Genomic DNA, 11103 nt, shown 5'->3' on the forward strand with positions numbered 1-11103 from the left:
ACTTGGAGGCAATACGAAACCAACCGCATCAACGCCACACGCGCCGCACTCGAAGCCGGACTCATCACCGCTATGCCCAAAACACCGACCGGACTACCCAAGGAGGTCACCATCATCCGCACAACCACCAAAACCCGCTCACAGCCACCCACACTTACCGTCGCCTAAACCAGAAACTGTTCACAACCACTTGACACAAAGCGGTGCGAATCCGACCTGGGCTTTAGCAGAGCAGATTCGGGAAAAATGTCGATTCGTACAAAACCGCCCGGATCTCGGCCCCCTCACTCCCAGAAGTCGGACGCGTTCAGGCCGAAGCGGTACAGGCAGCGGCGCAGCAGCGGCATGGACAGGCCGATCACGCTGGTGGGGTCGCCGTCGATGGAGTCGATGAACCAGCTGCCCAGCGCCTCCAGGGTGAATGCGCCAGCGCACTCGAGCGGCTGGCCCGATTCGGCATAGGCCTGGATGTCGGCGTCGGAGACGTCGCCGAAGCGGATGGTGGTGGCAACGGTATCCACCACCCATTCGCCGCCGAACCACACCGCGTGGCCCGTGAGCAGCTGCGCAACCTTGCCGCGCTGCGCTTTCCAGCGCTCGACGGTCGCCTCCACGGTGTGGGGCTTGCCCAAAAGCTCGCCGTCGAGCAGCAGCATGGAGTCGCAGCCGACCACCACGTCGTCGGGGAATTCGGCGATTGCCGTCTCAGCTTTGGCGCGGGCGAGGGTGGAAACGGTGGTGGACGGAGAGACGTCGTCAAGCGAGGCGATCACTGCGTCCTCGTCGATGTGCGCCGGACGCAGCACCGGGGTGACCCCGCCTTGCTCGAGCAGCATGCGCCGCGACGGCGACTGCGATGCCAGCACCAGCCGCATTAGAAGTACGCCGCCGAGTCGAAGGCGTGCGGGTTGAACGCGGCGGCGGGGTGCGATGCGCCCCAGCCGTTCGCGTCCGGCTGCACTCCAGCCAGCTTGCGCTCGCGCTGCAGCTGCTCAAGCACCTGCGACAGCGCGGCGAGCTCCGCCTCGGTGGGGTTGCCCTTGAGTACCTGAATGTCCACGTCAGCCTCCTTTTCGTGGTTAGAGCGGGATGTTGCCGTGCTTCTTCTGCGCCGGGTAGGCCACCTTGCGCTCCAGCAGGCGCAAGCCTTCCAGCACGCGGGCGCGGGTAGCGGACGGCTCGATCACCGCGTCCACCAGGCCGCGCTCCGTGGCTACGTACGGGTTGAGGTTTTCTTCGGCGTACTTCTCGGCGTCGGTGCCGATGGCTTCGGCGGCGGTGGTGGCGTCTGCAAGCGCGATCTGCGCAGTCGGCCACGCGAACACCAGGTCCGCGCCGAGGCCCTTAGAACCCAGCAGCGCGTAGGAGGGGCCGAACGCCTTGCGGGTGACCACGGTGATCGTTCCCACCTGGGCCTCGGCGAACGCGTAGGCGAGAGCAGCCGCGGCGGCAGAGGAGCCTGCGCGCTCCTCCTCCACGGCCGGCAGGAAGCCCGGCGAGTCCACAAACTGCACGACAGGCAGATTGAACGCGTCGCAGGTGCGGATGAAGCGCGCGGCCTTGCGGGCGGCGTCGCGGGTCAGGCAGCCGGCCAACACGCTCGGCTGCGTGGCGACGACACCAACGGCACGCCCGCCAACATGCGCAAACCCGGTGACCACAGAGCCCGCGTAGCCTGCGGAAAGCTCGAAGAAATCCCCGTCGGTGACGGCGTTGACCACGTCCAGCACGTCGTAGGGCTGGTTGTCGTCGTCCGGGATGAAGGTGTCCAGGTCCGCACCAGAACCCGCGGCGTCCGCACCCAGCGGGGAGGCGGCCTTGTTGTTCAGCGGCAGGTAGCCCACCACCGCACGCGCGAGCTCCACGGCCTCCACATCGGTGGCGGCGGTCAGTTGCGCCAGGCCGGTCTCCGCGGCGTGGACGGCACTGCCGCCGAGCTCCTCTGCAGTGGTTTCGGTCTCGGTCACCTTGCTCACGATGTCGGCGGTGGTCACGTGCATCGCCGCGCCCTCGGCCATGACAGTGATGTCCGCCAGCGGCACGGTCGCCGCGGTCAGCGCCGCCGCGTCGCCGGCCACCACCGCGATCTGCGGGATCAGCCCGGAGGCGCGGGTGGCGGCGCGCAGGATCTGTGCCTGCATGTGCGCGGTGACAATGCCCTCCTTCCAGCGCGGGCCGGTGGAGTCGTAGATGCCGATCAGCGGCACGCCGGTCTTGGTGGCCAGGTCGTAGATCTTGAGCATCTTCTCGGCGTAGACCTCGCCGATCTGCCCGTCGAAGACGGTGGGGTCTTGGGAGAAGACGCAGACGCGGCGGCCGTCGATAAGCCCGTAGCCCGTGACCACGCCGTCGGTGGAGGGCTTGGACTTGTCCATCTTGTACGCCTCGACGCGGTGCTTGGCCAGCGCGTCGGTTTCCACGAACGTGCCTTCGTCCACAAGCTTGAGCACGCGCTCGCGGGCGGTGGCGGCCCCGGCTGCGTGCACTGCGTCGATCGCGTCCTGACCGACCGGGGCCTGCGCCTCATCCAGGCGGTTGCGCAGATCCTGGATGCGGCCCGCGGTGGTGGTCATGTCGGGTTTGGATGAACTCATAACGCCTCAGTCTAGATTCCTTATGTGCCGCAATGCTTATCGACGGCTCCGCCGCCCGCGTTTCACCCTCCACCGACGGGCAGTAGAGCGGCGCCTACGCGCCGAGGAGGGCGAGCGGCATGACGATGATTCCGTCGGGGCGGACGTATGCCTGTTTACCTGTGGTTACCACCATCAGGTTGGTTACCCGGTCCGGAATGCGTTCGCGCAGCCACAGAAGATGCCGGACGTCGGCGTCCTCAACCCGCGGCTTGAGTTTGACCTCAACACCGACGACTTCTCGTTCCGGCCCTTCGACGATGAAGTCGACTTCCCGCTCTCCGGCGTTTGATCGGAGGTGATACACCCGCGCTCTGGCTGCTTGAGCCAGCACACGGAGCGTGAGCGCAGCCAGGGATTCGAAGAGTGGCCCAAACATGTGGGCCGCGCGGTTGCTGAGGAGGCTGGATGCGCCGATGCCGAGCAGTCGTGCCGCGAGAGCGGGGTCGGCGAGGTGGTGTTTAGGACCCTGCTGCAACCGCTTGAACTCGTTATGTTCCGGAACCCACCCAGGGACTGGATCGAGCAGCCAAATCTTCGTTAGGTGCTCGCGGTATGCGAGCGTAGTTTTCTGATTCGGCTGCTCCACCTGGCCGCCCGTTGTGGCGTCGAGCAGCCTCGAGTAGGCGGTGGTCGTTGAAGTGGCCGCGGCATAGGCGCGCAGCCAGCTCCGGAGCGTTTCGGGCCGGCGGACTTCGTAGCCTGCATCGGGGATGTCGCGGTCGATGATGCGCTCGATGTACGAGTCGAGCATCAGTGTTTGGGCCGTGGGATCAGTCGCGGCAATGGCGGGAAAACCACTGCCGGTAATGAGCTTGGCGTAATCGCCGACCTCAAAATCCGAGTGTCCCGACACATCGTTGTCTCCGGCCAAGATCCTGACGAAGCTGCACGTGGGGTCGGAGACGCCGCGTTCATGGACCGCCATCGGGCGCATACGCAACGAGAAGATCCGCCCTGCACCCGAATGGGAACCCTTTGCATCGACGGGAGTGGCCGAGCCGGTGAGGAGAAAGCGCCCGGGGGCAGCTCCTTGGTCCACTTGGCGGCGAACTGCATCCCAAACCTGGGGGAGATGCTGCCACTCGTCGATGAGCAACGTGCCGTCCGGCGCCGAGGAGAGCGAAAAATCGGCCTCCGCAATGCTGCGCATATCCGGATCATCAAGGAACCAAGTGGTGTCGGTGCGGCGTTTGGCTGTGTCTGTTTTCCCGACACCTTTCGGTCCGTCAATGGCGATTGCGGACAGGTGGGGCATGAGAAGGTCGAGCTCGTCGTCGAGGGTGCGTCGGAGGTAGGCCATACGGGCATTGTACTGCACGAAAGTGTCCTACTACCGCATTTTCAGGACTCCTACTACCTGATTTTCAGAAGCTCTACTACTCGATTTTCAGGATTCCTACTACCTGATTTTCAGAAAATGCCCCACGCCGAAAATCCGGTGTGGGGCATCGCATCGTCTTAAGAGAGGAAGAAACTACCGCTCCCAGACGCGGTGGGACGCCAGCAGCTCCTTCACCGGCGCTGCGGCAGCGTCGGCGGTGTCGACCGCGACGATGCCCGGCTGGTCCGCGGCCACGCGTGCGCCCTCGAGCGCCTCCTTGCCGGTCTCACCCACGGCGATGATGGCCTTCTTGTGGCGCTCGAGCTCGCCGAGCATCGTGTTCACGTCGGTGTTTGCCGGCGGGTTGACCACCACGGCCGCGTCGAACTCGATGGAGCTGGCGGTCAGGTACGTGCGCGAGATGGACACGTCCTTGCCGCCGATCTTCACGGCCCCGCCCTTTTCAGCGACGAGCAGTGGGGTGGTGCCGGCGGCGAAGAGGTCGTCGACAAGCTTGCCCACCGCGTCGGCGGAATCACCCAGGTCGGTGGAGATGAGCACGCCGACCTGGCGGCCGTCGATAGGCCAGGTGCCGCCCATCTGGGACAGTGCCTCGGACGGTGTCACATCGGCGACATCCTGCTTCTCCGGGTGCGGCAGGCCGAGGTTGTCGGCGACGGCCTCCGCGAGGGCCTGGTCCACGTGCGCGAGCACATCGAGGTAGCGCACCTTGACGGCCTCCTCGTAGCACTTGCCCAGCTCGAAGGACAGGGCCTGGGTGAGGTGGTCCTGCTCGACGTCGGTAAGCGAGATGTAGAACTGGCGCGCCTGCGAGAAGTGGTCGTCGAAGGACGCGGGCTGCTCACGGGTGATCTTGCCTTCCACGGCGACGGGAACGTCGATAAATGCGCCCTCGTCCACGGTGGCCTCGGCCGGGTTGTTCTCGTCCAGCGAGTTCGGCTTGTAGGGCGCCACGCCGGTGTGGGAGCCGACCTGGTGCATGCCGTCGCGCAAGTTGTCGTTCACCGGCGCCTGCGGGCGGTTGATCGGCAGCTGCGCAAAGTTCGGCCCGCCCAGACGGGAAATCTGGGTGTCCAGGTAGGAAAACAGGCGGCCCTGCAGCAGCGGGTCCGCGGTGACGTCGATGCCCGGGGGCAGGTGCGACGGGCAGAACGCGACCTGCTCAACCTCTTCGAAGTAGTTGCGCGGGTTCTTATTCAGCGTCATCGTGCCGATGATCTCCACCGGCGCCAGCTCCTCCGGCACGAGCTTGGTCGGATCCAGCAGGTCGATGCCCTCGAACATCTGGTCCTCCGTGTCCGGGAAGACCTGCACGCCCAAGTCCCACTGCGGGTAGGCGCCGGCCTCGATGGCGTCGTAAAGATCGCGGCGGTGGAAATCCGGGTCCATGCCGCCGGTGATCTGCGCTTCTTCCCACACCTGGGAGTGCACGCCGAACTTCGGCTTCCAGTGGAACTTGACCAGGGTGGTCTCGCCCGCGTCGTTGATGAAGCGGAACGTGTGGATGCCAAAGCCTTCCATCATGCGCAGCGAGCGCGGAATACCGCGGTCCGACATGTTCCACAGTGTGTGGTGGGTCGCCTCGGTGTGCAAACCAACGAAGTCCCAGAACGTGTCGTGCGCCGACTGTGCCTGCGGGATCTCGCGGTCCGGGTGCGGCTTACCCGCGTGGACGACGTCCGGGAACTTGATGGCGTCCTGGATGAAAAACACCGGAATGTTGTTGCCAACCAGGTCCCAGTTGCCCTCTTCGGTGTAGAACTTCGTGGCCCAGCCGCGGGTATCGCGCACGGAGTCGGCGGAGCCGCGGGAGCCCAGCACGGTGGAAAAACGCACGAAGACAGGGGTCTCGGCGTCCTTCTTAAACACCTTGGCCTTGGAGATCTTCGACGCGTTGCCGTTGGCCACGAACGTGCCGTGGGCACCCACACCGCGCGCGTGGACGGCGCGCTCCGGGATGCGCTCGTGGTCGAAGTGGGTGATCTTCTCGCGGAAGTGGTGGTCCTGCATCAGCAGCGGGCCACGCTCGCCGGCGCGCAGCGACTTCGAGGTCTCAGACAGGCGCGCACCCTGGGCGGTGGTGAGGTACTCGCCTTGCTGCGTGCGCGGATCCGGGGAATCCGAACCGGCACCGAAGTGGAACGGGCAACCGGTGGCAGAAACCGAGGCCGGCGGCTGCTGCGCGTCGGTGTCCTGCGGCGGGGTGGTCTTGCCGTCGGGCTGCGAAACGCCCGGCGTTGCGGCACCCGGCTTACCGGGGGCGCTATCGCCCGCCGGCGACGCTGCGTTGGTGGATGGGGTCTTGTCGCTCATTCCAGTTCAACCTCTCAAGGTAAGGGAGTAGGTGCCAGTTCGAGCGTAGCGATGCGCGCGCCGTGGGGCCGTGAAAAATTACTACGCTCGTCCACATGAGTGTGCGCAATGTGCAGCGAATTCAGGACGAAGTAGCCGATTACTGGCCGAACGTGCGGTGGGTCGAATCCACCGGCTCCACCAACGCCGACCTACTCAACGACAAAGCCGCGCCGGGCACGGTGCTCATCGCCGACGAGCAGACGGCGGGCAAAGGGCGGCTGGGGCGGCAGTGGGTCACACCGAAAGGCTCCCAGCTGGCCATGAGCATGGTGGTGGAAGTGCCGGAGACGCCGCCTCCGTTCGGCCTGCTGTCCATCGCGCCGGGCGTGGCGGTGACTGACGTGGTGCCGCAGGCGCGGCTGAAGTGGCCCAACGACGTGCAGATCGGCGGCAAGAAAATCGCCGGGATCCTCTCCGCGCTGGACATGCCGCGCGTGATCGTTGGCATCGGCATCAACGTGGCCATGCACGAAGAGGACCTGCCCGTGGAGACCGCAACAGCGCTCAACCTCGAGGGCATCGATGTCGACTTCGATGATTTCACGGCCGACATCCTGCTCGCGATGGGCAAGCGGCTGACCCAGTGGCGCGAGGGCGACCCGCAGCTTTTAGAGGACTACCGCGCGGTGTGCGCCACCATCGGCCAAAGCGTGCGCCTGGAGATGCGCGAGGGCGAGGAGACCGTCACCGGCACCGTCACCGGGGTCAACGACGAGGGCGAGGTGCTTATCGACGGCTCCGCGTATTCCGTCGGCGACGTCCACCATCTGCGGCCGACGTCCTAGGCGTGCAGTACCCTGCCTGTTTATGGCTGGCAAAGCACCGTTTCGCATCGGCGGGGACGAAGTCGTCCTCGCCGACGTGTGCGCGCCGCTTTCCGCGCTGACCATCCCGCTGCTCGAGCTGGTGGCCGTCACCGGCGTGGCCTGGATGGCCGTCGGCTGGATGGACGTGACCCCGCACGTGGACCCGGGCCTGCGCAACATCGTGGTGTTGATCTGGGCGCTGATCGTGCTGTGGCGGTTCATCGTCCCGCTGGTGGCGTCCAGGCGCCGGCGCTTCATCGTCACCGACAAGCGCATCCTGGCCCGCGGCCGGCGCGGGGCGGTGGATTCCATCCCGCTGCGCCAGGTCCACTCCGTGCGCCGCGAGCGCGGCGGCATCAACGTGGCGGTGTACGGCTACGCGCAGCCGATCGTGTTCGAGCGGGTGGGCAAGACTCGAGCGGTGGAGAAAGTGCTGCAGCGCGCGCTCGGCGCGGCGCGGTAGGCCTGCGGCGCGCGGCCGGTGCCCGGCGCCGCGCGCCTCGCCTCGGGAGCCCCTACCTCCGACACTTCGTGGCGGAATCTGTCAGTGCGCCCCTATATCCCCAGGTCGGTACAAACGGCTGTCGTAATTTGTCAGGAACCCCGTCCGGCGCACCCTGTCCGCCCGGCGTTGTGCGCTACTTGTACCCCTTAATCTCCGTGGTGTGCAGCTGCTCGTCCAAGTCCTCGGGGGAGAGCTTGCCGCCCAAGAACTCGGCGGTGACCGGCAGGTGCAGCTCCATGTCGGTGCCGGGGCACAGCTCGATCACCGCATCGTCCACGGTGTAGTCCAGCACGTGGCCGCCGCGCGAGTGCTCGTTATCGATGAAGTGCACGTGGCAGCCCGGCACGCCGATGCCCTTGGCGTACATGGGGGTGCGGAAACCTCCGATGACGCCTTCGACGTCGGTGAAGACGTGCTCCGCGTCGTCGGAAACCGCCTCCGACATCGGCGGGTAGGGCTTTTCCTGCTTGGTCACCGTGCGCACCACCACCTCCTTGAACCGCCCGGTGATTTTCACGGCGGTGAAGAAGTTGTGGCTCGGCTCGGTGTCGTCGATGAATTTGGCCAGCTCGGAGCGGACCATGCTGGCGGGCGCGTCGAAGCGCATCCGCGGCACGAAGTTGGTCACCACGGTAAACGGGGTGCGCTGGTCCAAATCGGCAACGCGCGCCTTGCCGTCGGAGGTGAGCTGGTGGCACACCCCGTCCAGGATGAGCATCTCGCCGTCGAGGGCGTCGAAGGTGCCCAGGCCGAAGTTGCCTTTGCTCAAGATATCGCCGATGGTCAGCTCGCCGTCGTAGATGCCGTCGAGAAGCGCGGTCATCAGCGAGTTCTGGAAGATTGTGTGGCGGGCGATCGTTTCAGACATGGCTGCGATGCTAGTCGGAGGGGCGACTAGAGTGTTCAGAGTGAGTAACGCCTATGGGATGCCCGTCGTCGCCGTCATCGGCGACGGCCAGTTGGCACGGATGATGCAGACGGAAGCGATCGAGCTCGGCGTGGAAACCCGCGTGCTGGCCGCAGACAAGGACGCCTCGGCCGCGCAGGTGTTCGGCGACGTGCGCCTCGGCGACTACACCAAGCTTGAGGACCTGCGCGCGATCGTCGACGGCGCAGATGCGGTCACCTTCGACCACGAGCATGTGCCCAACGAGTACGCGCAGTTGCTTATCGACGAAGGCGTGGCCGTCGAACCCCGCCCCGATGCCTTGATCTACGCCCAGGACAAACTCGAGCAGCGTAAGCGCCTGTCCGAGGCCGGTCTGCCGGTGCCGGCGTTCGCGGCGATCGAGTCGGCCGCGGACGCCGAGGCGTTCTGGGACGAAACCGGCGGCCAGGTGTGCCTGAAGGCCACCCGTGGCGGCTATGACGGACACGGGGTGTGGTTCCCGTCGTCGCGCGCAGAGTGCGCCGAGCTGGTCGAGGACCTGCTGGGCCGCGACCTGCCGCTGATGGCGGAGAAGAAAGTCGCGTTCACCCGCGAACTGTCCGCGATGGTGGCGCGTAACCGCTCCGGCGACGTGCGCGCCTGGCCGGTGGTGGAGTCGCGCCAAGACGGCGGGATCTGCCGCGTGGCCATCGCTCCCGCGCCGGGCATGTCCGCGGAGCTGGCGACGCGCTGCGAGGAGCTCGCCGTGCGCGTTGCCGAGGGCTTGGGCGTAACCGGTGTGTTGGCCGTGGAGCTGTTCGAATACGTCGGCGACAACGGCCCGGAGGTCTCCGTCAACGAGCTGGCCATGCGCCCGCACAACACCGGCCACTGGACCCAGGACGGGTGCGTGACCTCCCAGTTCGAGCAGCATGTTCGGGCGGTACTGGATTGGCCGTTAGGTGCCGTCGATAAGCTTTCGCCCGCAACCGTCATGGTCAACACCCTCGGCGGCGACGAAGACCCCGCTGTGCCGATGGCCGAGCGCGTCGTCGAAGTGATGCGCAAATACCCGCAGGCCAAGGTGCACCTCTACGGCAAGGACCACCGCCCCGGGCGCAAGATGGGGCACGTCAACGTGTGCGCCGACAGCGTCGACGACGCGCTCGCCGTAGCCGAAGACGCCGCGCACTACATCATCCACGCAACCTGGAAGGACTAGACACATGGCACAGCCAGTCGTTGGCATCATCATGGGCTCTGACTCGGACTGGGACACCGTCGCCCCGGCCGCCGAGGTGCTCGCCGAATTCGGCATCCCCTTCGAGGTAGGGGTGGTCTCCGCGCACCGCACGCCGGAGAAGATGCTGGCGTACGCCAAGGAAGCGCACACGCGCGACCTGCAGGTGATCATCGCCTGCGCAGGCGGGGCCGCGCACCTGCCGGGCATGGTGGCCGCGGCGACCCCGCTGCCGGTGATCGGCATCCCGCGCGCCCTGGACACCCTCGACGGGCTGGACTCGCTGCTGTCCATCGTGCAGATGCCCGGCGGCGTGCCGGTGGCCACCGTCTCCATCGGCGGCGCGAAGAACGCAGGTCTGCTCGCCGCGCGCATCCTGGGCGCGGCCGATCCGTCAGTGCAGCGCAAAATGGTGGACTACCAGGCGCGCATGGCGGCCGAGGTGGAGCGCAAAGACGAGGCGCTGCGCCAGCGCCTGATGGGTGAGTAACCCAATCGTCGTGCTGGGCGCCCGCATCGTCGACGGGCGCCCTTCGCGCATGCTCGAGTTCCGCCTGCGCCGAGCGCTCGAGGTGTGGCGTACAGCCCCCGCGCCGCTTGTGGTCTCCGGCTTTGGGGAGGCGGAGGTGATGGCCGACTGGTTGCTAGTCCGCGGAGTCCCGGAGGCGTCGATCGTGCTGGAGCCCAAGGCGCGCTCCACCAACGAGAACCTGGAGTACTCCCGGGGGCTGTTCCCAGACGCTGCCTATCTCACCGTGGTGACCAGCGGTTTCCACGTTCTGCGCACCCGCGTGTGGGCGCGGCACCTGGGCATCCCGGTGCAGTTGGTGGCGGCGCCGACTCCCGAGACGTCGCGGGTGAAAAACTACGCGCGGGAGGTGCTGGCGCTGCCGCACTCTGTGGCGCGAGTGGTGTGGAGGCGCGTCGTGCGGCAGGTCTTCGGGCGGTAGGAGTACGGCCTATCGACGCCACGGCCCCCGACGAGGTTGACCGCGTTGGCCGCGTTGGCTGCGCCAAACCCTGGGAGCTTCATCCTGGGATCGGCCGATTTACGCCGGGCGGGATCAAGCGGTTAATGCGCCACGTTTGAATATTTGCTGGAGTATCTCACGTGGGGTTGCTCCGCCGAGGACTTGTCGTGGTGTGTCGTTGAGTTCGTCTTGCACCCAGGCGACGTGCTCGGGGGTGACTTCGGCGAAGTCGGTGCCTTTCTTGTAGAACCGGCGCCGGATCTCACCGTTGGTGTTCTCGTTGGTCGGCCGCTGCCACGGCGAGTGCGGATCGCAAAAGTACACCTCGCAGCCGTCTTTGATGCGCACACGTGCGGTTTCAGCCATTTCCACGCCTTGAT

Annotated in this window: 12 protein-coding genes; 5 read left to right on the top strand and 7 right to left on the bottom strand. The window is 66.3% G+C overall.

The window, feature by feature from the left end; all coding sequences use genetic code 11:
- Positions 1-284: 284 nt before the first annotated feature.
- From NUW87_RS10975 to NUW87_RS10995, 5 genes are all read right to left on the bottom strand, one after another.
- Positions 285-875 (bottom strand): Maf family protein, encoded by a 591-nt coding sequence (locus NUW87_RS10975; protein ID WP_269028556.1) that lies wholly within the window; start codon positions 873-875, stop codon positions 285-287.
- Positions 875-1060: an acyl-CoA carboxylase subunit epsilon gene (locus tag NUW87_RS10980; RefSeq protein WP_034997440.1), complete on the bottom strand. Its 186-nt coding sequence runs from the start codon at positions 1058-1060 to the stop codon at positions 875-877. The genes NUW87_RS10975 and NUW87_RS10980 overlap by 1 nt, the downstream gene beginning before the upstream one ends.
- Before the next feature lie 19 nt (positions 1061-1079).
- Positions 1080-2594: an acyl-CoA carboxylase subunit beta gene (locus NUW87_RS10985; protein ID WP_269028559.1), complete on the bottom strand. Its 1515-nt coding sequence runs from the start codon at positions 2592-2594 to the stop codon at positions 1080-1082.
- Positions 2595-2688: 94 nt separating this feature from the next.
- Positions 2689-3936, bottom strand: a complete 1248-nt coding sequence (locus tag NUW87_RS10990) for an ATP-binding protein (RefSeq protein ID WP_239218563.1) — start codon at positions 3934-3936, stop codon at positions 2689-2691.
- Positions 3937-4110: 174 nt separating this feature from the next.
- On the bottom strand, positions 4111-6291 hold the full coding sequence (locus tag NUW87_RS10995; RefSeq protein ID WP_269028560.1) for a catalase: 2181 nt from the start codon (positions 6289-6291) through the stop codon (positions 4111-4113).
- A 95-nt stretch (positions 6292-6386) separates the two neighbouring features.
- Here NUW87_RS10995 and NUW87_RS11000 point away from each other — a divergent pair, with 95 nt between their 5' ends.
- Both NUW87_RS11000 and NUW87_RS11005 read left to right on the top strand, forming a co-directional pair.
- Positions 6387-7118, top strand: coding sequence for a biotin--[acetyl-CoA-carboxylase] ligase (locus NUW87_RS11000; protein ID WP_269028561.1), 732 nt, complete (start codon positions 6387-6389; stop codon positions 7116-7118).
- A 22-nt stretch (positions 7119-7140) separates the two neighbouring features.
- The gene (locus tag NUW87_RS11005) at positions 7141-7602 is read left to right on the top strand and encodes a hypothetical protein (protein ID WP_269028562.1); all 462 of its coding nucleotides are present in this window, start codon (positions 7141-7143) and stop codon (positions 7600-7602) included.
- A gap of 175 nt (positions 7603-7777) precedes the next feature.
- Here the strand turns inward: NUW87_RS11005 and budA are convergent, their stop codons facing one another.
- Entirely contained in the window at positions 7778-8512 is a 735-nt protein-coding gene (budA, locus tag NUW87_RS11010) for an acetolactate decarboxylase (protein WP_269028564.1), read from the bottom strand.
- Positions 8513-8552: 40 nt separating this feature from the next.
- Here budA and NUW87_RS11015 point away from each other — a divergent pair, with 40 nt between their 5' ends.
- Genes NUW87_RS11015 through NUW87_RS11025 form a run of 3 tightly spaced genes read left to right on the top strand, consistent with a single transcriptional unit; the run spans position 8553 to position 10702 of the window.
- Positions 8553-9734 (top strand): 5-(carboxyamino)imidazole ribonucleotide synthase, encoded by a 1182-nt coding sequence (locus NUW87_RS11015; protein WP_269028565.1) that lies wholly within the window; start codon positions 8553-8555, stop codon positions 9732-9734.
- Between the two features lie 4 nt (positions 9735-9738).
- Positions 9739-10242, top strand: coding sequence for a 5-(carboxyamino)imidazole ribonucleotide mutase (gene purE, locus NUW87_RS11020; protein ID WP_269028566.1), 504 nt, complete (start codon positions 9739-9741; stop codon positions 10240-10242).
- Positions 10235-10702, top strand: coding sequence for a YdcF family protein (locus tag NUW87_RS11025; RefSeq protein ID WP_269028567.1), 468 nt, complete (start codon positions 10235-10237; stop codon positions 10700-10702). The genes purE and NUW87_RS11025 overlap by 8 nt, the downstream gene beginning before the upstream one ends.
- Positions 10703-10816: 114 nt before the next feature.
- Here the strand turns inward: NUW87_RS11025 and NUW87_RS11030 are convergent.
- On the bottom strand, positions 10817-11103 hold a 287-nt coding region (locus NUW87_RS11030; protein ID WP_269028568.1), incomplete at its 5' end, for an IS30 family transposase.

It is taken from the genome of Corynebacterium pilbarense, assembly GCF_026930265.1.
Classification (GTDB): domain Bacteria; phylum Actinomycetota; class Actinomycetes; order Mycobacteriales; family Mycobacteriaceae; genus Corynebacterium; species Corynebacterium pilbarense.

What these genes read in the sequence shown, in the direction of transcription:
- NUW87_RS10985 (WP_269028559.1), bottom strand. Translation starts at nt 2,594, where the DNA reads ATGAGTTCATCCAAACCCGACATGACCACCACCGCGGGCCGCATCCAG.
- NUW87_RS11005 (WP_269028562.1), top strand. Translation starts at nt 7,141, where the DNA reads ATGGCTGGCAAAGCACCGTTTCGCATCGGCGGGGACGAAGTCGTCCTC.
- NUW87_RS10990 (WP_239218563.1), bottom strand. Translation starts at nt 3,936, where the DNA reads ATGGCCTACCTCCGACGCACCCTCGACGACGAGCTCGACCTTCTCATG.
- purE (WP_269028566.1), top strand. Translation starts at nt 9,739, where the DNA reads ATGGCACAGCCAGTCGTTGGCATCATCATGGGCTCTGACTCGGACTGG.
- NUW87_RS11000 (WP_269028561.1), top strand. Translation starts at nt 6,387, where the DNA reads ATGAGTGTGCGCAATGTGCAGCGAATTCAGGACGAAGTAGCCGATTAC.
- budA (WP_269028564.1), bottom strand. Translation starts at nt 8,512, where the DNA reads ATGTCTGAAACGATCGCCCGCCACACAATCTTCCAGAACTCGCTGATG.
- NUW87_RS10975 (WP_269028556.1), bottom strand. Translation starts at nt 875, where the DNA reads ATGCGGCTGGTGCTGGCATCGCAGTCGCCGTCGCGGCGCATGCTGCTC.
- NUW87_RS10995 (WP_269028560.1), bottom strand. Translation starts at nt 6,291, where the DNA reads ATGAGCGACAAGACCCCATCCACCAACGCAGCGTCGCCGGCGGGCGAT.